This window comes from Maribellus sediminis (assembly GCF_011799805.1).
In the GTDB taxonomy this organism is placed as follows: Bacteria; Bacteroidota; Bacteroidia; order Bacteroidales; family Prolixibacteraceae; genus Draconibacterium; species Draconibacterium sediminis_A.
In genome coordinates, this window is record NZ_WXUB01000002.1 from 131088 (window position 1) to 156458 (window position 25371).

The 25371-nt window shown below is 45.2% G+C and carries 15 protein-coding genes; all 15 read left to right on the plus strand.

Annotated elements, in window-relative coordinates:
- Nucleotides 1-206 precede the first annotated feature (206 nt).
- The 15 genes from HFD85_RS07370 to HFD85_RS07440 all read left to right on the plus strand — a co-directional run bounded on the left by HFD85_RS07370 (nt 207) and on the right by HFD85_RS07440 (nt 25359).
- On the plus strand, nt 207-2939 hold the full coding sequence (locus HFD85_RS07370; protein WP_167607090.1) for an alpha-d-galacturonidase: 2733 nt from the start codon (nt 207-209) through the stop codon (nt 2937-2939).
- Between the two features lie 20 nt (nt 2940-2959).
- Nucleotides 2960-4018 carry a uroporphyrinogen decarboxylase/cobalamine-independent methonine synthase family protein gene (locus tag HFD85_RS07375; protein WP_167607093.1) on the plus strand — a complete coding sequence of 353 codons (1059 nt, stop codon included), beginning with the start codon at nt 2960-2962 and terminating at the stop codon, nt 4016-4018.
- Nucleotides 4015-5139 carry a uroporphyrinogen decarboxylase family protein gene (locus HFD85_RS07380; protein ID WP_167607096.1) on the plus strand — a complete coding sequence of 375 codons (1125 nt, stop codon included), beginning with the start codon at nt 4015-4017 and terminating at the stop codon, nt 5137-5139. Before HFD85_RS07375 ends, HFD85_RS07380 begins: the two co-directional genes overlap by 4 nt.
- Nucleotides 5140-6414, plus strand: a complete 1275-nt coding sequence (locus HFD85_RS07385) for an MFS transporter (RefSeq protein ID WP_167607099.1) — start codon at nt 5140-5142, stop codon at nt 6412-6414. It begins immediately after the preceding gene.
- A 10-nt stretch (nt 6415-6424) separates the two neighbouring features.
- Nucleotides 6425-9958, plus strand: a complete 3534-nt coding sequence (locus HFD85_RS07390) for a malectin domain-containing carbohydrate-binding protein (protein ID WP_206081905.1) — start codon at nt 6425-6427, stop codon at nt 9956-9958.
- A gap of 49 nt (nt 9959-10007) precedes the next feature.
- The gene (locus tag HFD85_RS07395; protein WP_206081906.1) at nt 10008-11171 is read left to right on the plus strand and encodes a glycoside hydrolase family protein; all 1164 of its coding nucleotides are present in this window, start codon (nt 10008-10010) and stop codon (nt 11169-11171) included.
- Nucleotides 11172-11290: 119 nt separating this feature from the next.
- Nucleotides 11291-14107: a glycoside hydrolase family 2 protein gene (locus HFD85_RS07400; RefSeq protein WP_167607103.1), complete on the plus strand. Its 2817-nt coding sequence runs from the start codon at nt 11291-11293 to the stop codon at nt 14105-14107.
- Between the two features lie 12 nt (nt 14108-14119).
- A complete protein-coding gene (gene galB, locus HFD85_RS07405; RefSeq protein ID WP_167607106.1) occupies nt 14120-16534 on the plus strand; it encodes a beta-galactosidase GalB in 2415 nt (804 codons plus the stop codon).
- A gap of 73 nt (nt 16535-16607) precedes the next feature.
- Nucleotides 16608-18860 (plus strand): glycoside hydrolase family 31 protein, encoded by a 2253-nt coding sequence (locus HFD85_RS07410; protein WP_167607109.1) that lies wholly within the window; start codon nt 16608-16610, stop codon nt 18858-18860.
- Between the two features lie 130 nt (nt 18861-18990).
- Entirely contained in the window at nt 18991-20055 is a 1065-nt protein-coding gene (locus HFD85_RS07415; protein WP_167607113.1) for a uroporphyrinogen decarboxylase/cobalamine-independent methonine synthase family protein, read from the plus strand.
- A 5-nt stretch (nt 20056-20060) separates the two neighbouring features.
- Nucleotides 20061-21122 (plus strand): Gfo/Idh/MocA family protein, encoded by a 1062-nt coding sequence (locus tag HFD85_RS07420; protein WP_167607116.1) that lies wholly within the window; start codon nt 20061-20063, stop codon nt 21120-21122.
- 26 nt (nt 21123-21148) lie between these two features.
- Nucleotides 21149-22738 (plus strand): sodium:solute symporter, encoded by a 1590-nt coding sequence (locus tag HFD85_RS07425; RefSeq protein ID WP_167607119.1) that lies wholly within the window; start codon nt 21149-21151, stop codon nt 22736-22738.
- A 184-nt stretch (nt 22739-22922) separates the two neighbouring features.
- Nucleotides 22923-23966, plus strand: a complete 1044-nt coding sequence (locus tag HFD85_RS07430) for a uroporphyrinogen decarboxylase family protein (protein WP_167607122.1) — start codon at nt 22923-22925, stop codon at nt 23964-23966.
- Nucleotides 23963-24286, plus strand: coding sequence for an L-rhamnose mutarotase (locus HFD85_RS07435; RefSeq protein ID WP_167607125.1), 324 nt, complete (start codon nt 23963-23965; stop codon nt 24284-24286). The genes HFD85_RS07430 and HFD85_RS07435 overlap by 4 nt, the downstream gene beginning before the upstream one ends.
- A gap of 26 nt (nt 24287-24312) precedes the next feature.
- Nucleotides 24313-25359: an L-rhamnose/proton symporter RhaT gene (locus HFD85_RS07440; RefSeq protein ID WP_167607128.1), complete on the plus strand. Its 1047-nt coding sequence runs from the start codon at nt 24313-24315 to the stop codon at nt 25357-25359.
- Nucleotides 25360-25371 lie beyond the last annotated feature (12 nt).

The window sequence follows — 25371 nt, forward strand, 5'->3', positions numbered from 1 at the left end:
GTAAGCCTAAAATACACACTGCTTATTTCTAGTGTATATGCAAAATATCGCCAAATAATTCAAGGGTTTGATATTTAGTGGTATTGAATAAAACGTTTGCATATTTTGTGTTTTCTAATTTATCAAACTACTTGAATAATAAGAACAATAAACCATGTAAACGTTAACATTTTTTTATACATTTGTAATCCTAAATTTTGTGAACTATGATTTTTCGAGCGCTAAATCTTTGCCGTTTTTCAGTAGTCCTTTTATCTGTTTCAGTTTTGCTTATTTCATGTAGTAAGCCCAAAACTGTTATCCTTGTTTCCGCCAACTCAAATGTTCGCACACAGTTTGGGGTCGAACGGTTGTCGGAGACGCTTAAAGATGCTGGCTTTAATGTAATTTTAGGCGAAGCAAAAACCGCAGATACAGAAAGTCATAAAATCATAATCGGTAAAGCCGACGATGCTGCCGTCTCAGGTTTGGATTGGATTGGAGAGCCAAATGTAACAAAGGAAGGTTTTCATATTCAGTCGAACCAAAATACGATAGTAATTTCCGGAGCTGATGAAAGCGGAACTTTGTATGGCTGTATCGAATTATCGGATCGAATTAAAAAAGAAGGCGAATTACCAACTTCTATTGATTTTTCCGATCAACCTGAAATGGTGTTGCGAGGTACTTGCATTGGCTTACAAAAAACCGAGTACCTGCCGGGCTATCACGTTTACGAATACCCGTACACTCCTGAAAATTTCCCTTGGTTTTATGATAAGGAACAGTGGATTGAATACCTCGATATGATAGTGGAGAACCGCTATAATTCACTATATCTGTGGAACGGTCATCCTTTTGCATCGCTGGTTAAACTCGACGATTATCCCTACGCAGTGGAGGTGGATGACGAAACCTTCAAACTGAATGAAGAAATGTTTGGTTTCTTAACTGAAGAGGCCAACAAACGTGGTATTTGGGTGATTCAGATGTTCTATAATATCATCGTTTCAAAACCTTTTGCCGAACATAACAACATTAAGACACAAGACCGTGGCCGACCGATCATTCCGTTGATTGCCGACTATACTCAAAAATCGGTAGCTGCATTTATCGAGAAATATCCGAATGTAGGTTTGCTGGTTTGCCTGGGAGAAGCCATGAATACCATCGACGACGATGTAGAGTGGTTCACAAAAACAATCCTTCCGGGTGTGCAGGACGGGCTCGAAAATCTTGGTGTCACCGAAGAGCCTCCGATAGTTTTGCGTGCTCACGACACCGACGCTGAACAGGTGATGAAAGCAGCGCTGCCCATTTACAAGAACCTTTACACGATGTCGAAATACAACGGCGAGTCGCTGACTACTTACGAACCGCGTGATTCCTGGGAAAGCATTCCACGCAGTTTGAGTGAACTTGGATCGGTACACATTGCCAATGTTCATATTCTTGCCAATCTTGAGCCTTTTCGTTATGGTTCACCCGATTTTATTCAGAAAAGTACGCAGGCCATGCACGATATTCAGGGCGCCAACGGACTGCATCTTTATCCGCAAGCTTCTTACTGGGATTGGCCATACTCAGCAGATAAAACTGAGCCTAGGTTAAGAGAAATGGAACGCGACTGGATCTGGTACCAAGCCTGGGCACGCTACGCCTGGAACTGTCGCCGCGATCGCGCTGAAGAAATTGATTTCTGGACGGAGCAGTTGGGTGATTTCTACGGATGCGGTGATTATGGCAAAGACATTCTTGCTGCATACGAGCAAACGGGAGAAATCGCACCGAAGCTGTTACGACGATTTGGAATCTCGGATGGTAACCGCCAAACCTTGTTGCTCGGTATGTTTATGAGCCAACTCGTGAACCCCACAAAATGGCATGTTTACCAGAACTTTTATACATCGAATGGTCCCGAGGGCGAAATACTTATCGATTATGCTCGTAAAGAGTGGAAGGGTGAAGAACATCAAGGTGAGTTGCCACCTCAGATTATTGATGAAGTGGTTGAACATGGAAAACTGGCTGTTGATGCCATTGAAAAAGCTGCTTTACATGTAGGGCTGAACAATGAAGAGTTTGAACGATTACGCAACGATGTACATTGTTACAATGCTTTTGCCAATTTCTTCGACCAAAAAGTAAAAGCGGCCATGTTGGTGCTTCGCTACAAATATTCTAACGATGTGGCTGATTTGGAAGCTGCAGTTCCTTTTCTAGAAAAAAGCTTGGAATACTGGCAGGAACTGGTGGACTTGACTAAAGACACCTACCTGTACGCCAACAGCATGCAAACCCAGCAACGTCGCATCCCGATCACCGGCCGCGACGGTACCAATAAAACCTGGGTGGAAATGCTGCCTCATTACCAAAACGAGCTCGATAATTTTAAACGCAACATTGAAACCTTGAAAACGACCGGAGCAGGAGGTCAGGAAGTTCCTGTACTTCAGCCTGCAAATGTGAAAGTGCTGAATGCAAATGCTCAGACTTATTCGCTGCTACCCGGTCAAAAAGCATATTCCGATCAGAATACTGAAATAATTGAAGTTGCTGATGAGCTGAAACTGCTGAAAGGTGTTCAGTTCTCGGATAAAACACAGCAGGAAGAAGGAACGGTACTTCGTTTTGAAAATGACAAGCCAGTAAAAGTGGTGGTGGGATATTTCAATACCAATAGTTACACGGCGCTTCGTCCGCCAACTCTGGAAACCAATGCCACTGCTAACGACCGCGGTCAGGCCGACATAAAAATTGCCAACGCCATGCGTTTTAATGGTTTGTATCCGGTAAATGTTTACACCTATTTATACGAACCCGGAGTGAATGAACTTAGTCTCGGAAAAGGCCGCGTTTTGATTCTCGGATTTATTGATGGTGCTGTGGACATACCGGTTCACGATGCCGGAATTTCGGACACAAAAGACGGCGTGCCGGTTGACTGGTTATTTTATTAATCTAAAGAAATTTGAACGAGATGCTGACCAACAGAAAAATGTTACCTGTCGATATTGTTTTGGCTCCCGAATGGTGGTACCACAACGAAGGACTAACCTTCGATGAGGACTTTTTTTATCATCCTGTGCGACGTGTAGAGGCAGAGCAGCAAATGGAGAAAGCTCTGTATAACAGATGGGGACAATACGGACTGGGAGCGCATCATCGCGAAGCCAGACCCGAAATCGGCGCGGTTCATCTGGCAGCCGGTTTTTTACTTTCCGAAATGTTGGGCTGCAAGGTGAATTATTCTGAAAATCATCCACCGTTGGTGATACCGGCCAACTTCGATTCGCTTGAAATTGATGTGGAGGAGCCTTTTAAAAATCCGGCTTTCAAAAAAATGATTGCATTGCTTGAGGAGCTTCGGCTTAAGTTCGGTTATCTAAGCGGCGATATTAACTGGGGCGGCATTCTCAACCTGGCACTTGATCTGAAAGGCGAAAACATTTTTATGGACATGATGATGGAGCCTGATCAGGTGAAAAAGTATTTCACGCAAATCGCTTCTGTCATCCAGCGATTTACTTCGCTTATGGAGAAGGAAACCAAATCGACCTCCATTTCAGTAAACCGGGTGGTCGGACATTTCAACGAACCAGTGTTTTTGCACTCCGAGTGTTCTCACACCATGATCTCAGCCGAAGATTATGAAGAATACCTGCTTCCTTTCGATATTGAATGGAGTAAGCAACACCGACCCTTTGGGATTCACTACTGTGGCTCCGATCCGCACCGAATGGCCGAAAAATTTGAGAAAATTCCAAAGCTCGACTTTCTTGACGTCGGCTGGGGAGGCGATCTTAAAGTGCTGAGAAAACATTTACCAAATACTTTTCTGAATATTCGTTTGAGCCCGGTGGAGATCATTCATCAGTCGAAAGAAGAGATCAGGGAAACCATAACACGTCTTGTAGATGATTCGGGCAATCCCGATCTGACAGGAGTGTGTTGCATTAACATTGACGAAAAAGTAACCGATGACAAAATCGAGACGATCTTCAAAACGGTAGAAGAGTTAAGGGAGGTGCTTGTATGAAAAAATTCAACACTCAACTGGCCGATTCGCAGGCGACAGTGGTAAAGCCCATTTCTCCCGAAAACTTTAATTTCGGGGATTATGCTGAATATGCCTCGAACCTGAACCGGAGATGTTCTGCTTTCTGGCAATCTGACTCCGGTGTTGTTGTGTACCGTAGAATGCGCGTTGCAGCTTGTTTTTCGTATGGCTGTTCCGATATGCAACAGTCACTTGAATGGCAATTGGGTGCCCTCGAAAAAAGTATGCTGTTCAACGCCGACGTACCCAATTTTCTGGAGCCCTGGTACGGGCTTGGAACGATAGCAAGCGCTTTTGGCTGCGAATACAGCTGGAAGCAGGGGAATGCCCCGGTGGTTAAACCTCCTTTCAAAAATTTGGACGAGGTGCTGGATTACCCGGTGAAAAAAGTAGCAGAAACCGCTATCGGGAAACATACATTGAACATGATCGAATATTTCATGGACAAGACAAAAGGCCAGGTTCCGGTTTCTTTCACCGATTCTCAGTCTCCGCTCAATAGCGTGGCCAATCTCCTTCCGCTTGATCAGTTTTTTGTCGAAGTATTACTCAATCCTGATAAGGTTCTCTCGCTTTTCGATCTGCTGGCCGACCTCTCAGTTGAGTTCAACAATGAACAACAGAAGTTAATCGGGGATGCTTTGGCACTTCCCGGTCATGGATTTGCATCGTCACAAAAGTGGTCGGGAATGGGCATGAGCGACGATAACGCGATTATGATCTCGCCCGAGCAATATACCGAACTGGCTGTTCCTTCGGCTATAAAGGTCTGTGATCCGTTTGGGGGCGTAGCTTTTCATTCCTGCGGCGACTGGTCGGGATGGATTGATGCCGTGCTGAATATCGAAGGCATAAAAATGGCAGATGGTGCCTTTTCTCTTGAAACCGATCCGGGAGCTACCAATAATTTGGAAGCCTTTCATGCCTTTGCCGGAACAGGAGTGGTGTTAAATGCAAGGATCGTAGGGGATACCGAAACCATCGAACAGCAGGTTAAACGCGTGTGGATGCCCGGAATGAAACTAGTAGTGGTTACCTATTGTGAGACACCTGAAGAGCAAACAAAAGCATACAATCGAATTAAAGAAATTTGCAGATAGATGATGGCAGTAAGAACAGATAAAATCGGGAATTACAGGTGGCGTATCGTCGTTTTGTTGTTCTTTGCTGCCACAATCAATTATATCGATCGTCAAGTGTTGGGAATACTCGCTCCCGATCTGCAGAATCAGTTCAATTGGTCGGAAGCCGATTACGGTTTTATTATCATGGCCTTTCAATTGGCCTACGCCATTGGTTTACTTACCACCGGCGCCATCCTCGACCGGATTGGAACCAAACGCGGATTTTCGATAGCAATTATTGTTTGGAGTCTTGCCGGAATGCTTCATGCAGCGGCGAGAGGAGCTTTTTCTTTTGCCGTTTCCAGATTTGCACTTGGGATAGGCGAATCGGCCAATTTTCCGGCTTCTGTGAAAACTGTGGCCGAATGGTTTCCGAAAAAGGAAAGGGCATTGGCCACTGGTATTTTTAATACCGGCCCGAATCTGGGCGCAATCGTAACTCCACTCCTCATTCCTTTCATAGCACTTAAATGGGGCTGGGAATGGGCATTTATAAGTACCGGAGCTTTGGGATTTGTCTGGCTGTTCTTTTGGTTAATAGCATACAACCGTCCGGAAGATGAAAAGAAACTAAGTGAAAAGGAAAGAGAATTCATCCTACAGGATGGAGAAGAATCTGTTCAGGAGCGCGTTTCATGGAAAGAGATTATCCGCCATCGTCAAACTTTGGGCATCAGCCTGGCGCGTTTTGTAACTGATCCGATCTGGTGGTTTTTTCTGTATTGGCTGCCAAAATTTTTAAATACAAATTACGGCATCGACTTAATGAACATTGGTCTGCCTCTGATTACTATTTATGTTATTTCAATGGGTGGTTCGGTGCTGGGAGGCTGGATCTTGTCGCGAATGATCGGAAAAGGAAAAAATCCGGTTAAGGCACGTAAATTCACCATACTAATTATGGCGCTGCTAGTGGTCCCGATCTATTTTGTGTCGGGAATTTCGAATATGTGGCTGGCTGTCTTGTTCATCTCTATGGCAGCTTTTGCACACCAAGGCTATGCGGCCAACATTTTTACCATTGTTTCCGATATTTATCCCAAAAATGCAGTCGCTTCGGTGGTCGGATTATCAGGATTTGCAGGTGCAATCGGAGGAGTTCTGTTTTCAATGGTCGTAGGACTTATCCTCGAATTTACCGGAAGTTACCACGTGGTTTTTGCCATTGCCAGTTTGGCTTACCTGCTGTGCTGGTTGTTACTCAAAGCTTTGGTGCCGGATGATGAAACGATCAGAATTTCGGGAAAATGAAAGTAATGGAATGAGAATACAAATAACAGTCATATTAGTATTGCTGGTTTTTGCCGGGTGTAGCGGGGACCAGGCATCCCGAAAAGAAATTCGTTTTAGCCAGAATCTGAATGAAAGTTGGTTTACTTCGTTTGCCGATTCTTCGGATTTTTATGCTGAATTCGAAAAAAATGAATTCAACATTACGGCATGGAATGAGGTGGATGTCCCGCACAACTGGGACGACTACGGAGGTTACCGACGCCTGCGTCACGGAAACCTACACGGAACAGCGTGGTACCGCAAAACTTTTTCGCTTGAAAATCCTGATCCCGCAAAACAGTATTTCCTGTTTTTTGAAGGCGTTGGTTCCTATGCCACCATTTGGTTAAATGGCGATTCAGTGGGCTACCATGCCGGAGGACGAACAACATTCACGCTCGACATTACTCCATTTGTAAAGCTCGATGGAGAAAACCTGTTGGCCGTTCGTGCCGATCATCCTGCAGATATTCGCGACCTGCCGTGGGTTTGTGGTGGTTGCAGCCCCGAGTGGGGGTTTTGCGAGGGTAGTCAGCCGCTTGGAATTTTTCGTCCGGTGACTTTAATAGCCACTGATCCAGTTCGTTTGGAGCCTTTTGGTGTTCATATCTGGAATGACTCAACCATTTTGTCGGGAAAGGCTACTTTGAATCTGATTACTGAAGTCAGAAATTACGGCTCAGAAAATAAAATCATACAGCTTAAAAATATTTTAATTGATGCCGGCGGAAAACAGATCACGTCGACTGAAACTGAGATTGAGCTGGATGCGAAAAATCAGCAAGTGATTCAGCAACAGATAGAGGACATTACGAATCCGCATCTGTGGTCGATTGAAGATCCTTATTTGTACACTGTTCGAACCGAGATCCTTCAAAATGAAAAAGTGATCGACAGAATTGAAACGCATTACGGAATACGTTCTTTAAAGTGGGATATTTTCGGAGAAAATGCTTCCAATCGTTTTTATCTGAACGGAGAGCCAGTCTTTATCAACGGTACTGCCGAATACGAACACATGATGGGGCAGGGGCACGCTTTTTCCGACGAGCAGGTGAAAGCCCGTACCAAGCAGGTAAAAGCCATGGGATTTAATTCTTTCCGCGACGGACATCAACCGCACAACCTACGCTACCAAGAAGTTTGGGACGAAAGTGGTTTGCTGTGGTGGCCGCAAATGACCGCGCACATTTGGTTCGATAATCCTGAATTCAGAAGAAACTTTAAAACGCTGTTAACTGACTGGATCAAGGAACGACGTAACAGTCCATCGGTTATTTTATGGGGGCTTGAAAATGAAAGCACCCTTCCCGAAGATTTTGCCCAAGAATGCACTGATCTGATCCGAAAACTCGATCCTACAGCTTCATCCCAGCGCCTCGTAACCACCTGCAACGGAGGTACCGGTACTGACTGGAACGTAGTGCAAAACTGGTCGGGCACGTATGGTGGCAATCCTGATAATTATGCCAACGAACTCTCGGAACAATTGCTAAATGGAGAATACGGTGCCTGGCGCAGCCTTGACCTGCACACCGAAGGCGAATTTGATCAGAACGGAATCTACAGCGAAGACCGCATGAACCTGCTGATGGAATCAAAAATCCGATTGGGAGAAGAGGCGGCTGATAAAAGTTGTGGACAGTATCACTGGCTGATGGCCTCACACGATAATCCCGGCCGCACACAAAGTGGTGAGGGGATGCGAGACATCGATCGCATTGGACCTGTGAATTACAAGGGAGCGCTCACGGTTTGGGGTGAACCGCTCGATCTGTTCTATATGTTTCGTTCGAATTACGCACCCAAAGAAAGCGAACCGATGGTTTACATTGTTTCGCATACCTGGCCGGATCGCTGGACCGAACCAGGCATAAAATACGGCATTCGCATTTTTACCAATTGCGATGAGGTGGAGCTGTTCAACGGTGTAAAAGAAAATTCGCTGGGCAGAAAAAAACGTGGTCCGCTTGGTACACACATCGTTTTTGATAATGTAAATGTGCAAAATAACCTGCTGTATGCCGTAGGCTATGTAGATGGAAAAACGGTTGCCGAAGATCAGGTATTACTACATCACTTACCGGAAGATCCTGGTTTGCATAAACTGTCAGGTGAAACCTTACCGTTAACAGAAAACGGAAGGAATTATATCTACCGTGTAAACTGTGGCGGCGATGAATATACCGATCAACAGGGAAATCTTTGGATGGCTGATGTGCATCAAACCGATCCGGGAACCTGGGGCTCGCGTTCCTGGACCGATGATTATAACGGTATGCCCGCGTTTTACGGTAGTCAGCGACAAACGCATGATCCGATTTCCGGAACTTACGACTGGCCGTTGATACAAAGTTTTCGTTACGGGCGACACAAACTCAGCTATAACTTTCCGCTGCCTGATGGAAAATATAAAGTTGAATTCTTTTTCACAGAGCCGTGGTATGGAACCGGTGGCGGATTGAATTGCACCAACTGGCGGGTATTTGATGTGGCTATCAACGATAAGGTGGTAATCGACGATTTAGACATTTGGGCCGAAGTTGGCCACGACCGACTGCTTAAGAAAACGGTTGAAGCTGAAATTGAAGGTGGCGAACTAAAAATTTCATTTCCGCAGGTAGAATCAGGGCAGGCAGTGATTTCCGCAATTGCCGTTTCTTCGGAAGATAAGGATATTCAACCGGCTCCGGCAGCTTCAGGGGTGATTTCAAAATTAAATACAAAAAACAACGCTTGGTCAGCCAAAAAATGGATGGACACCGGCATCGATCAATATTCCGATGCCAAAGGCAGGTTTGCCCAACTTGCTCCTGAATTATACGGTGCTGAATGGATTAAAACACCTTCAATTCTCAAATCTGGGGAGCAGATTCCATCTTTCGAAATTACTGCTGAATCGGATGTTTGGATTGGAATAGATACGACGCTGAGTAATCTTCCGGACTGGCTGAACGATTGGAAACCACTGGATAAATATGTAGAGTCCACCTTCGAAGGAAGAACTGATTATCAGATTTACCAGAAACGGTTTAAGAAAAGAGCTGAAGTACAACTGAAACGCTTTGCTGAAGACGATTTTGAAATGTACCCGATAGCAGTTTTGCCGGTGACGAATTTGGATGATCCGATCGATCTGCGGACATCAACACGTTGGGAAGCCGAGGACGGAAAACTTTATGGCAGTGCGCGTAAGGTAAATCACCTGGATAAAGTCTGTGTGATGACATCCGGCGAAACAGGAACGATTGGTCCTGAATTCGCTGTAGGTCTGGCATCAAAATATGGTTTGGAGTTCCGCTACATCAACCTGTCGGGAAGTGAGTTAAAAGCCGATATTCAGATTCTCGCCGCTGATGGCCGTGAAATGTGGGCAGGTGAATGGACTTTCCTGCCGACTCCGAATCAATGGAAAAGCTTCCGAACCGATACGCAAACAACGATCAATGCGGGAACTTATACAATAAAAATTACGCCCAAAAGCAATGGGCCATTGTATTTGGATTGGGTAAAGGTTCAGTAACCCCTCCAAACCTCCCCAAAGGGGAGGTGAAAAGGAAAAAGTTTAATGAATGAAAAAAGGAGATAAAATGATAAAACAGGTAAAACCATGGTTCTCCCCCTTTGGGGAAGTTAGAGGGGGTTTACTTCTTCTAACAATCGTGCTGATATCAGCCTGCTCGGGTAAAAAGGAGCTCCCAAAAACGGTTTCGCCTGAAAAAATGCAGGAAGTTTACGAGGAGGTGAAAACGCCTTTTAAATACGGTCTTGTTGTTGCTCCAACAGCTGATTCGTTAATGATCGACTGCCCAACAGTTTTTCAATACGAAGGCAGTTGGTACATGACTTATTTTTATTTCGATGGCCGTGGCTACGAGACCTGGCTGGCTAAAAGCGGTGACCTGCTCCACTGGGAAGAGATGGGGCGCGTACTTTCATTTTCGGATTCCACCGATTGGGATGCCAACCAGAAAGCCGGTTACCCAAGTCTGCAGGACCCGACCTGGGGAGGCAGTTACGAGTTGAATCAGGTGGATGGAAAATACTGGATGCCGTATTTTGGAGGAAGTTCTACCGGTTATGAACACGGTTTGCTTTCGATCGGAATGGCTTACTCCGACCAGTCGCCGGCTATGGTGCACGAGTGGGATCGTCATGATCACCCGATTTTTAAAGCTACTGATGCGGCTGCCCGTTGGTGGGAAAACAGTACCATCTACAAAACCTGGGTATTGCTCGACGAGAGTAAAACTACCGGGTATCCATATGTGATGTACTACAATGCCCGTGGCGACAGTATCAATCCCGGGCGCGGTGCGGAACGCATTGGGATGGCGGTTTCTGACGACATGATCAACTGGCAGCGTTTTGGTGAGAGTCCGGTGATCAATCATCACAAGGGAATCTCAGGCGATGCCGTGATCCAGAAAATGGGCGATGTTTGGGTGATGTTCTACTTTGGTGCTTTTTGGCCCGATCGCAAAGATCACGATGCCTTTAACCGTTTTGCCTGTTCGTACGACCTGGTGAACTGGACCGAGTGGGAAGGTGAAGATCTGATCGCTCCTTCAGAATCCTACGACAACTGGTTTGCACATAAATCGTATGTGGTAAAACACGATGGCGTGGTGTACCATTTCTATTGCGCCGTAAACAAAGACAGTCAGCGTGGAATTGCTGTCGCAACATCGAAAGATTTAGGGAAAAGTGAATTGAGTTTTCAGCCAAAAAATTAATGTTGACTGCGATAAAATATTATTCATTATATCCCCGGCCCCTAAAGGGGAACCGGAAAAGTCCCCTTTAGGGGATTTAGGGGTAACGGTAACTTAATAATTGAACTAAAAATAAGACCATGCTTCAAAGGCTTAAAAAACTATATCTGATCATCATCCTTGCATTGTTTGCATTAGGAATAGCGGCACAGCAAACCGAGAAAATCTACCTCTCGGGAACTGGAAGTGACAACACTGTTGATTGGGAATTTTTCTGCACCGGTGGTAGTAATTCAGGTGAGTGGACTACCATTCCGGTGCCATCAAACTGGGAGTTACAGGGATTTGGAAAGTACAATTACGGCCATGCCAAAGACGAGGAGCGTGGGAAAGAGTCGGGTTTGTACAAGTACGAATTTGAAGTTCCTGCAGCGTGGAAAGGAAAGCAGGTGGAAATTGTTTTCGATGGCTCGATGACCGACACTGAAGTAAAAATCAATGGTAAGTTGGCCGGTCCGATTCATCAGGGGGCATATTACCGCTTTCGTTACAACATTACTCCCTTGCTGAAATTTGGCAAACAAAACCTTTTGGAGGTAAAAGTCGACAAACATTCAGCCAACGAATCGGTGAACAAAGCCGAGCGTTATGCTGATTTCTGGATCTTTGGTGGCATTTTCCGGCCGGTATGGCTCGAGGCAAAACCCGGTGAAAACATAAACCGTGTAGCCATCGATGCCAAAGGCGACGGTACTTTTTCGGCAGAGGTTTTTCTGAATAATATAAAAAACGCCGACCAGCTTGTGGTACAAGTTATTACTCTGGCCGGAGAACCGATTAGTGAAAATTTTTCAGTCCCGGTAAAAAATGCCGATGAAAGTGTTTTCATTAAAAGTAAAATTAACGACATAAAATCGTGGAATCCCGAATATCCGAATTTATACAAAGTCAACTTTAACCTGATTCAGGATGGGAAGATTGTTCATCAATTTACCGAACGTTTTGGTTTCCGTACAATCGACGTGCGAAAACGTGATGGAATTTATGTAAACGGCGTCAAAATAAAAATCAAGGGCGTAAATCGTCATACTTTCTGGCCTACAACCGGGCGTGCGTCAAGTAAAGCCCGAAGTATTGAGGATGTGTTGACGATTAAAAGCATGAACATGAACGGAGTGCGCATGGCACACTATCCGCCAGATTCGCATTTTCTTGATGTTTGCGATTCGCTGGGGCTTTTTGTGCTCGATGAACTCACCGGCTGGCACGATGCTTACGACACCGAAGTGGGTACAAAACTGGTTGAAGAAATGATCGTTCGCGATGTGAACCACCCTTCCATCATTTTGTGGGACAACGGCAACGAGGGCGGACACAATGAAGAATTACTGCCTTTGTACGCCAAATTCGATATTCAGAAACGTGAAGTCCTTCAGCCCTGGCAAACTTTCAACGGATTTTCTACCGAACACTACCGCAGCTACGATTACGGAACCGGTACTTTCTGGCACGGGCACGAAATTGTTCTGCCCACCGAATTTTTGCACGGAATGCACGACGGCGGACAAGGCGCCGGCCTTTACGATTACTGGGAACTTATCTGGAAAACACCCGTGGCAGCTGGCGGTTTTATTTGGGATTTTGCCGATCAGGGAGTGGTTCGTGTGGATAAAAACGGTGAATTGGATACCTACAACTCAAAAGGTGCCGATGGTATTCTGGGATCGTATCACGAACCAGAAGGCAGCTATTTTGCGATCAAGGAAATTTTGTCGCCGGTGCAACTCGAAGAACGGAACCTGACCGAAAAATTTGACGGGAAAATATACATCGAAAACCGGTACCTGTACACCAACCTGAATACGTGCAGGTTTAGTTGGAAACTTGTGAAAGAACCTACTCCGGTAGAAACCGAAATTGAAAAAGAAGTGTCGGGAACTATTGTTTCACCCGATCTCGAACCGCGGCAAAGAGGACATATTCAGCTTGATTTACCAAAGGACTGGATGACTTACGATGTGCTTTACATCACCGCAACCGATCAGTACGGACAAAAATTGTATACCTGGAGTTACCCGGTTTCACTGCCTGATGATGTGGTTAGCGAATTGATTGCAGAAACGAAAGTGAATGCTGCCATTACTTTTACCGAAACTGATTCTGCGTATCAGGTGAATGCAGGAGGCATTACATTTACCATCGGAAAAACGGGTGGTTTGCTAAAAAAAGTGGAGAATGCGAATGGTGAAATTCCGTTTAACAACGGACCGGTTATTTCTGCCGGGATAACCGATTTTAAGGAAATTTCAGCTCAAATGGTGGAAGACACGTTGACGATCACCAGTACTTTTGAAAAAGATTCGAGGATGAAAGAATTTACCTGGTCGTTTTTTTCAAGCGGTTGGGCAAAACTCAGTATCTACTATCTTGCCAAAGAATACGATGTGCCTTACGATTACATGGGCGTTAATTTTTCGTATCCCGAAAATCTGGTTGAAGGCGTAAAATGGATGGGACACGGCCCGTATCGTGTTTGGAAAAACCGCATGCAGGGGGTTGAACTGGGAGTATACCAAAAAGACTACAACACAACCTTGACTGGAATTCCTCCGGTGATTTATCCCGAATTTAAAGGATATCATTCCAATTTGTACTGGGCAAAAATTCAAAGTAAAGACCAATCGTTTACAGTGGCCACAGGAACAGAGGATGTGTTTCTGCGACTGTTTACGCCCGATAAACCGGAAGTTGCCGATCAGCGGTTAACGCCACCATTCCCCGATGGCGATATCTCGTTTATGCAGGGCATTCCGGCAATCGGAAGCAAAACCAACGATTCGTGGAACATGGGGCCATCGGGAAAAAAGAACCAGTTTTTCGATTTTGGGCCCTACGATCATTGGCGCAAACGCTGTAAAAAGATGGAACTGTACTTCGATTTTCGTGTAAATCAATAAGACAATGAAACGATGAAAAATATAAAGTGGCTGAGTTTTGCGATATTGATATCCCTGTTTTCCTGTAGCGAAAAACAGGAAACAATTCGGGAAAGGCTCGATTTCAACGCCGCCTGGAAATTTTCGTTGGGCGACGATCCGGCCTGGCAAAATCCCGGTTTTGATGATGCCGCCTGGAGAACCTTGAACCTGCCTCACGACTGGAGCATCGAAGGTGAATTCAGCAACGATAATCCTGCCGGAACGGCCGGTGGTGCCCTGCCGACAGGAATTGGTTGGTACCGAAAATCGTTTACTGTTCCGGCTGCCGACAGCACGAAAACGATCTACATCGATTTTGATGGCGTTTACCGCAACAGCGAAGTCTGGATCAACGGAAAATACCTTGGCAAAAGGCCGTATGGCTATACTTCGTTTCGATACAATCTCACGCCGTTTCTACATTTCGGACAGAAAGAAAATGTGCTGGCTGTGAAAGTGGACAATTCGCTGCAACCCAACTCTCGCTGGTACACCGGCTCCGGCATTTACCGTAACGTGTGGCTGGTAAAAACCGGAAAAACGCATGTCGCTCATTGGGAAATGTTTGTAACAACTCCCGAAGTTTCTTCGGAAAAAGCTACTGTTCAGGTGCAGGTTTCGCTGTTGACAGCAGCTGCGGAACAAAAGCAGGTTGAGCTAAAAACAATAATTACTAATCCTCAAGGACAGGAAGTTGCGAACAAAAAGTCTTCGTTTAAAATTCCTGCTTCGGATAATTCAGTAACACAACAATTCAAAATTCAACATCCACAGCTTTGGTCGGTGGATACACCTCAACTTTATTCGGTAAAAACCACTGTTTTTGTTGAAGGGAAACTCACTGATAATTATGAATTCAAATTTGGAATCCGCACTTTTCATTTCGATCCTGAAAAAGGATTTTTCCTGAATGGTGAGCACCTGAAAATTCACGGAGTGAACCAACATCATGATCTGGGCGCATTGGGAGCTGCATTGAATACACGTGCCATAGAACGTCAACTCGAAATTCTGAAAAAAATGGGCTGCAATGCCATACGAACTGCCCACAATCCGCCGGCTCCCGAATTTCTTGATCTGTGCGACAAGATGGGATTCCTGGTAATGGACGAGGCGTTTGACCAGTGGGCAAAAAAGAAAAACAAATACGATTACAACATCGATTGGGAAGCGTGGCATCGGGCTGATTTGGTAGATATGGTACTGCGCGACCGCAATCATCCTTCGGTGTTTATGTGGAGCATTGGCAACGAGATTCGCGAGCAGTTTGATAGTACCGGAACAACGATTGCCCGTGAACTGACAGAGCTGGTAAAAAGCTTCGACAATACACGGCCGGTTACCTGCGGCCTCACCGAACAGGATCCGGAAAAGAATTACATTTACCAGTCGGGTGCACTGGATGTGTTGAGTTTTAATTACAAACATTTGGAGTACCTCGATTTTCCAAAAAACTATCAGGGAGAAGCGATGCTGGCATCCGAAAATATGTCGGCGCTTTCAACCCGCGGGCATTACGACATGCCATCGGATGAAGATCGTTTGTGGCCACCGGCGCATGACCAGGAATTCGACGGTAATCCCGATTATACGGTTTCGGCTTACGACCATGTTTACGCTTACTGGGGATCAACGCATGAAAACACCTGGAAAGTGGTTTCCGGGAACGACTTTGTGGCGGGCATGTTTATTTGGTCGGGTTTCGATTTTATTGGCGAACCGGTGCCTTATGAGTGGCCTGCACGCAGTTCGTATTATGGCATCATCGACCTCTGTGGTTTCCCGAAAGATGTTTATTACCTCTACAAAAGTCTCTGGACGAATGATACGGTTCTGCACGTTTTCCCGCACTGGAACTGGCATGAAGGTCAGGAAGTGGATGTTTGGGCTTATTACAATAATGCCGATGAAGTGGAATTGTTACTGAACGGAAAATCATTGGGAAAAAAAAGTAAAGAACAAGAAAAATTCCACGTAATGTGGCGTGTAAAATACAAACCGGGAATCTTGACAGCCATTTCATACAAGGATGGTAAAAAAATACTCGAAAGGACCATAAAAACTGCGGGAGAGCCTGCAAAAATTGAATTAACTGCCGATCGCTCAACAATTACTGCCGACGGTCGTGATCTGTCCTTCATCACCGTTAAAATCCTCGATAAGGATGGCAATATGGTTCCAGATGCTGATAACCTGGTGCATTTCGATATATCAGGAGCAGGTTTTAATGCCGGTGTTGATAATGGTTACCAAGCCAGTATGGAATCCTTCAAAGCCGACCACCGAAAGGCGTTCAACGGCATGTGTTTGCTGATCGTTCAGTCGGACGGTGACAAAGGAGAAATTAAGGTAGAAGCTACTTCCGATGGTTTGGAAGCGGCTCAATTACAAATAAACGCGAACTAATTTCAATAAAACAAACCTGGCGACGAAGCGCCCCCGTCTGAATGGTTCAGCCGGGCAGATTTGCGAGAAATATATGAAACAAACAAATTATCAATTATACGATTTTCTGGATTTTGATCCTGCAGCACCCGATTCGGAAGGGTTATGGCGGGCCTGTCATCCGGTCGATATTGTAAAGGAAGGAACCGATGTAACGGTTTTTATTCCCTTCCAGAAACAAAATCCGGGAAATGATATTTATCCGGATCTCACTATTCCGAGGCAGTATTATTACATGAAGCTGCGTGCTTACGGCGAAAAGATCCTGCGGGTAGCCATCAGTTTTAACGGCGAATCGATGGAACATTCCCCGATGCTGCAAATGGATGCTGAACTGGAAGTTGTTCCGCTTCAGTTTGAAAAGCAAAAAGACCAGTGGATCATTTCGGATGAGAAAGGGGTGAAGCGGGCAGTGATCAATTTCAAGGAACCTGAGACCGACCATTGGAGCGACCTGTTGCCTCCGCCCAATGAAACGCTGGATGTGACTTTTTATCCCGATGGAAAACGCGAGGTGAAGTTGAGCGCCTACGACCAGTTTTTCCCGGCACGACACGATGCACACGCGTTGGCTTTTGTTGAAAAGGACGAGAAAGTGAATCGTGCCACTGTTTCGTTTCATTCCGAGCCCGATGAGGTGTTCGTGGGAAGTGGCGAACGTTTTACCAAGCTCGATCTTTCGGGAAAAACCTTTCAGCTAAAAAACCAGGATGGCCAGGGAGTAAATAACCGCCGTACCTATAAAAATATTCCATTTTACCTTTCGAGCCGGATGTATGGCGTATTCCTGCACACCAGTTCATACAGTAAATTTTCATTTGCCGACCATTCTACGCGGTCAGTGCAGATTCTTTGCGAACAAAAAGTGCTTGATCTTTTCCTTTTCGGTGGAGACACAGCAGAAGAAATTTTATACGGTTACAGACAAATCACCGGCTTCCCGTCGATGCCGCCGCTCTGGAGTTTTGGCACCTGGATGAGCCGCATGACCTATTTTTCGGCCGATGAAGTGGAAACGATCTGTAACCGCTTGCGAAAAGAGGATTATCCCTGCGATGTGATCCATCTCGATACCGGTTGGTTTCGTACCGACTGGTTGTGTGAATGGAAATTCAATCCTGAACGTTTTCCTGATCCAACGGGATTTATATCAAAGTTGAGGAAAGATGGTTTCAAAGTGAGTCTATGGCAAATGCCCTATGTAGCTCGTGAAGCCGAACAACTGGAGGAAGCAACACAAAACAATTACATCTCGAAACCTAAGGAAATAAAACAGGCAGGCGGCTCTAATTTTAGCGCACTTGATTATGCCGGCACCATCGATTTCACGTATCCGAAGGCGGTGGAATGGTACAAAGGCTTATTGAAAAACCTGCTCGACATGGGCGTGGTGTGTATCAAAACCGATTTTGGTGAAGACATTCATATGGATGCCGAATACCATTCGATGTCGCCTGAGAAACTGAATAATTTGTATGCACTTTTGTATCAGAAAGCGGCTTACGAAATCACCAAAGAAGTTACAGGTGATGGCATTGTTTGGGCACGGGCCGGCTGGGCCGGTTGCCAGCGTTACCCGTTGCACTGGGGTGGCGACGCAGCCGCTTCATGGGCAGGAATGGCAGGTTCGCTTAAAGGCGGACTGCATCTCGGATTATCAGGCTTTGCTTTCTGGAGCCACGATGTCCCCGGTTTTCACGGCGTACCCGATTTTATGAATTCGATGATCCCAAATGATCTTTATGTGCGCTGGACACAGTTTGGTGTATTCTCTTCACACATCCGCTATCACGGAACTTCAAAGCGAGAACCCTACGAATATCCTGAGATTGCAGACGTGGTGAGGAAGTGGTGGAAGCTGCGTTATGCACTCATTCCATACATTTTGAAACAAAGTGAAAAAGCAACTACAAGCGGATTGCCTGTGCTTCGTGCTTTAATGTTCCATCATCCGGAGGATAAAATTTGCTGGCACATCGATGACCAGTATTATTTCGGAGACGATTTCCTGGTGGCTCCGGTGATGAATTCGGAAGACAAACGCGATGTATATATCCCTGCGGGAATCTGGGTGGATTTCTTCTCGGGCAAAATTGTGGAAGGCGGAAAGTGGCTGAAAAACCTGGAAATACCATTGGATGAAATGCCGGTTTTGGTAAAATACGGAAATGAAATTCCATTTTATCCCGGGCATGTGAACAGTACCGACGATATTGATTTTGAGAAAGTAATAAAACTGAAAATTGATAATTCCTTTACAGGAGTTTTTAATCTGGATTTAAAATAATTCTTAGCGACTCAACGCCTTTGCGAGAAAATAAATCTCACGCAAAGCCGCAGAGACACAAAGAAATAGAATAAAATAAATACACAACAAGGAAATAACTCGGCGTCTTCGCGCCTTAGCGGTAAAAGAAATGAAAACCTGGAAAACAAACTGGGAAGAATCCCAAAAACGATACATCGATTGGTGGAACCAGAAAGGAATTGTGCTCACTATGTGGGAACATCTTGAAAGGGAAGGTGAACCGCGTGAAAATATAGCAGCCCCTGCGGCTGCAGTTGATTTGAATCAGTACTGGTTTGATCCAAAATGGCGGGCGCAGAATCTGGATTACCAGCTTTCAAGAAGCTCGTTTAAAGCTGATATTTTACCGGTCGCCAACACGCATTTGGGACCTGGTTCACTGGCGGCCTGTTTGGGAGCGGAATTGTCGGGAGGAGAAGATACCATCTGGATCAAAGAAAACCACGCTTTTGATGGTGAGATCAAACTCGATGAAAACAATAGGTGGTGGAAGTTGCACCAGGATCTGTTGACCGAATGCAAAAAACTCTCCGCCGGAAAATATTATGTGGGCTGCCCCGATTTGATTGAAGGATTGGACACACTTGCCAGTTTACGAGGGACAGATACAGTTTTGATGGACATTATGCTTCAACCAGAAGTGTTGGAAGAACAACTGCAAAAAGTAAACGATATTTATTTTGAGGTGTTCGAACGCATTTATAACATCATTCGCGAAGGTGATGAAATGACCTTCTGTTATTTCTCACTTTGGGCACCCGGAACGGTTTCGAAACTGCAGAGTGATATTTCGCTGATGATTTCGGAAGAAGATTTTCGTCGTTTTGCACAACCCTATTTACGCGAGCAGGCGCAAAAAATCGATTATACCCTATACCACCTCGATGGAGTAGATGCCATGCGCCATTTGGATGCCATTCTCGAAATTGAGGAATTGAATGCCGTGCAATGGACTCCGGGCGTTGGCGAGCCGCAGGGCGGCGATCCCCGCTGGTACGATCTTTACAAAAAGATTCTGACCAGAGGAAAATCGATAATGGCCAACTGGGTAACGCTTGACGAATTGGAGCCGCTAATTGATAATGTGGGCAACCAGGGTTTGCACATCAATGTCGATTTCAAAAGCGAAAAAGATATTGAAACTGCAGTGAAAATTGTAGATAAATACAGATAGGAAAAATGAAAAAGCTGGGAATTTTAGGACTGGGAGAAGGACGAAGCACCGTTTCGGCGGCGTTGAAGAGTGAGAAAGTAGAGCTCGTAAAAATGTGCGATCTAAACAGAAGCATGTGCGAGTTGAGGGCCAAAGAATTTAATTTCCACAAGTATACAACGGCTTACATGGATCTGCTTACCGATAAGGAGATCGATATTATTGCCATTTATACGCCCGATTTTTTGCATGCCGAACACATAAAAATGGCGCTGAAATACGGCAAACATGTTATCTGTACCAAACCTTTGATCGACGATCTGAAAGATGCAAAAGAACTGTTGCAATTGCAGCAGGAAAGTGGCAGGAAGGTATTTGTGGGGCAGAGTTCGCGGTTCTTCGAACCGATGAGCCGCCAGCGCAAAGACTTTGAAAAAGGATTGATTGGCGATTTGGTGACTATTGAGTCGAACTATAATGCCGATCATCGCTGGTTTTTGGGTAAAGGCTGGTCGCTTGAAGAGCGCTTTAAATGGTTGTACGGCGGACTGAGTCACCCCGTGGATTTTGTTCGGTGGTACCTGCCCAATATCGAAGAGGTGATGGGTTACGGAATGCTCAGCCCGAATGGCTTTGCCGGCGGACTAAAGAACGAAGATACGATGCATTTCATATATAAGGCCGATGATGGCCGTGTAGCCAGTGTGAGCGGAACTTATTCGTCACCTACTCAACCAGCCGTTCGCGAAAGTGAAATGACCTGTATTTTGCGCGGAACAGAAGGCGCCAGTCAGGGCGATTACCCGGTATTACGCTATGCCATAACCGATAAAGACGGCGAAGAGCGGATGGTTACTTTCGATCATCGCGATAAACATTACTTCCGTTTCGAAGGCCACAGTCACCATGCCGGCGAATACCAGAATTACATCGAATATTTTGTGGATTGCCTCGGAAATGGCGAAACAGCTTACCCCGATCTGAAGGAAGGCATCGGGACGATCGCACTGTTGAAAGCGATGGAAAGGTCGCTGGAAAGCGGAAAACCAATCAGCGTAAAAGACTTGTTAGACGATCATAATTTATAGCTAAAACCGGAATCAATACCAGACGTATGAACAACATTTATGAATTACTAAAACCTATTGATTTTGCGGTAGTTGGAATTTACCTGCTGGTGCTGATCGGCATTGGTTACTGGGTGAGTTTTGTAAAAGCCCGCAATAAAGACGAAAACCTTTTTCTGGCCGGTCATTCACTGGGTTGGGGTAGTATTGGCTTAACCATGTGGGGAACCAATGTAGGCCCGTCAATGTTGATCGCTTCGGCAAGTATCGGTTACACCACCGGTATTGTAGCAGGTAACTTTGCCTGGTACGCCTTTGTTTTTATTCTCCTGCTGGCGGTGGTTTTTGCCCCACGTTACCTCGATGCCAAAGTACTTACACTGCCTGAATTTATGGGTAAACGTTTTGGCGATTCAACCCGAAATATTCTGGCCTGGTACACACTCGCTACCATCCTCATTTCCTGGCTGGCACTTACGCTCTTTGCCGGTGGAATTTTAGTGGGCCAGATCCTGAATCTTCCCTTGTGGTTGTCTGTGATCATTTTGGTAATGATTGCTGCTTTTTTTACCATTGCCGGAGGATTAAAGGCAATTGCCTATACCAATGTTTTTCAGATGTTGCTGCTCATTGTCGTTTCGCTGATTTTAACTGTCGTTGGCGTCCATAAAGCAGGCGGAATCATGGCGGTTTATGAAAATACTCCAGGCGAATTCTGGAACCTGCTTCGCCCGATGGACGATCCGAATTACCCGTGGCTGGCCATCGTTTTGGGTTACCCGATCATGGGAGTCTGGTTCTGGTGTACCGATCAGTCGATGGTGCAGTCGGTACTGGGGGCAAAAAATCTGAAGCAGGGACAACTTGGCGCCAATTTTACCGGCTGGCTAAAAATCCTTGACGTAGCTTTATTCATCATTCCCGGAATTGTTTGTTTCATTCTTTTTCCCGACCTGAAAGATCCCGATGAAGCGTACATGACCATGGTGACCCGCTTGTTTCCGGCAGGAATGACCGGACTGGTTATGGCCGTTCTGATTGCTGCATTGGTTAGTACGATCGACTCGGCACTGAATTCGTTGAGTACCGTTTTCACGATGGATATTTACGTAAAAAAATACAAGCCGGAAGCCACCCAAAAACAAATCATTGCCATAGGTAGAATAGTAACTGTTTTGGGTGCCGCTCTCGCAATTCTGATGACGCTGGCCATCGACAGTATTAAAGGACTCAATCTTTTCGATGTGTTTCAGGCCGTTCTTGGGTTTATTGCACCACCGATGTCGGTAGTGTTTTTATTTGGTGTGCTTTGGAAACGAACTACCACCAAAGCAGCCAACTTTGCGCTTTCGTTTGGTACTGTTTTCAGTATGGGAACCGGTATTTTTTATTTATGGGTTTTTCCGAATGAGCAATACGATTTCTGGCCGCATTTTCTGTTACTGTCGTTTATCATCTTTGTGATCCTGGCCGTTTTGACATGGCTGATCGTGGTAACCGATAAAAAATCGAAAGCAGAAGCAGCGAAAACCATGAGCTTTGAAAATCTGCCCAAACCGGGTAAAACAGTCTGGGCACTTTGGATAGTTCTGATTATAGTGATGATAAGTATGTATATTGTTTTTAACGGACATTAAAAAAGATCTTTATATTTCAGACTTTTAGACAATTATAACGCTCTCACCAATAGGCTTTAAATATTGAATTTCAAATAATGATAAGATTTTTACGAAATACGTACCTAGATAGTGATGAGATGACAGGAAGTGATCATTTTGATCGTCTCAAAGTCTAATCTTCTCATGTCTCAAAATCTAAATAATGAACCATAAAGAACGATTTTTAGCAACCATAGCCAATGCACCGGTCGACAGGCCGGCATCCTGGATGGGGTTGCCGGTTCCGGCAGCAATTCCAGGTCTAACAAAGCATTTTGGTCTGAAAACAATGGAAGAAGTAAAAACACTTCTCGATGACGATATTTATCCGATTGAAGTACCGTATAATTATGCACCTTCGAACCACATTGCCTGTGCTTTCGATTTTGCCAAACGCGATCATCTGGACAAACCCGATGACCGGACCTTAACAGCTCCGGGCTTTTTCGAAGATTACGACGATCCTGCTGACGTGGATAAATTCAATTGGCCAGATCCGGCAAAGTACCTCGATAGCCAAGAAGCAAAACGAAGAGTAAAAGCAGCGGGAAGTGATTATGCAAAAATGGGCATAATGTGGAGCGCTCATTTCCAGGATTCATGCTCGGCTTTTGGAATGGAAACCGCGTTGATAACGATGTTGATGAATCCGGACATATATCAGGCAGTTTTGAAGAAGATTACTGATTTCTATCTGAAAGCAAATGAGATATTTTACGAAGCTACCAAAGGCCAACTGGATGCGGTTTTGTTTGGCGACGATTTTGGCAGCCAGACCGGTTTAATGCTCGATCCCGATCTCATCCGTCAATATATTTTCCCGGGTACAAAACTGTTGATCGAACAGGCAAAAACTTACGGACTGAAAGTGATGTATCATTCCTGTGGATCGATCTTCCCCATTATTGAAGATATTTTTGACCTGGGAGCCGATATCGTTCATCCTTTGCAGGCACGCGCTACCGATATGAGTGTGGAAAATATTCAAGCAAATTTTGCCGGTAAAGGCGCTTTTTGCGGTGGCATCGATGCCCAGTATTTAATGGTGGAAGGAAGTCCTGAGGATGTCAAAAAAAGAGTGAATGAAGTGATCGATCTTTTCCCAACCGGACTGATTGTTTCACCAAGTCACGAAGCAGTTTTACCTGATATTCCACCGGCAAATATTCAGGCGCTTTTTCAAACCGTAAAAAACAGAACTAAATGAAACGATTTGGACAAACGATATACTTGAAGCCTGAGGGAGCAGAAGAATACATCCGGCAGCATGTAGCAGTTTGGCCGGGAGTCCTGGCCAAAATCAAGGAATGCAACATTTCTAATTATTCCATTTTTGTTCGCGACAATGTGTTGTTTGCCTATTTTGAATATGTGGGCAACGATTTCGAAGGAGACATGAAACTTATGGCTGCTCACGAAGAAATGCAACGCTGGTGGGACGTGGTAAAGCCATTGATGCAACCCATTGAAAGTGCCGGACCAAAAGAATTTTGGGCCGATATGCAGGAAATTTTTCATCTCGACTAACTCTAAAGTATGAACACTGAACTAATATGATCACACCAAATCCAATAATAGGGACAGGATATCACGCCATCGGAGGAATTTCGGCCTCTACTTGTTACTTACCTTTTCAGAAAATAAAAAAGTGGTCGTGGGGAACCTATTGGCTGGTGCAGGCCTTTTTTGCATGGATCGTTCTTCCGCTGGTGATCGGCTGGATCACCGTTCCCGGTTTTTTTCATATTCTGGCAACCGCGCCGAAAAATGTGATTTGGGGGGCTTTTCTGTTGGGAGCCGTTTACGGTTTTGGCGGAATGAGTTTTGGCTTTGCGATTCGCCACATTGGCTATTCGCTTACCTATACTTTTGCGATCGGGCTTTCCGCCATCCTCGGAACCTTTGTTCCGCTGATCGTCTATGGCGGCCTTGTTGAATATTTCACTGCTCCCGGAGGCATGGTTATTTTGCTGGGAATCGTTATAGCATTACTGGGTGTTGCTCTTAGTGGGCTTGCCGGTTTCCGAAAGGAAAAAGACCTGAAAGCTCAAGCCGGTGAGAAAGTGCAGTTCAACATGAAAATTGGTTTGGTGCTAGTGATGATTGCCGGAGTTTTATCTGCGGTTTTCAATATTTCGCTCGAACACGGACAGCCTATTTCCGATATGGCCCGCGCAAACGGCGCCGGAAATTTTGAAGGAAATGCCAAATACATTGTCTCTACTTCCGGAACTTTTCTGGTGAACCTGGCGTGGTTTATAGTAGCCGGAATCCGTCAAAATACCTTAAAAGAATTTTCGCTGAAATCAGGTATCAGCGCCGGTAACTGGATGAAAAACTTTTTCTGGTCTGCGCTATCCGGAGCTTTGTGGTTCGGGCAGTTCTTTTTCTATGGATTGGGACACGTTAAAATGGGCAAATTCCAGTTTATCAGCTGGGTGCTCCACATGTCGATGCTTATCTTCTTCAGCTACATCGTTGGAGTAATCATGAAAGAATGGCGAAACGTTTCAGGCAGGACATTCTGTACACTGATTGTCGCACTTGTAGTGCTGATCCTTTCGTTTATTGTTATAACTTATGGAAGCTCATTCCAGTAAACCGGTACGATA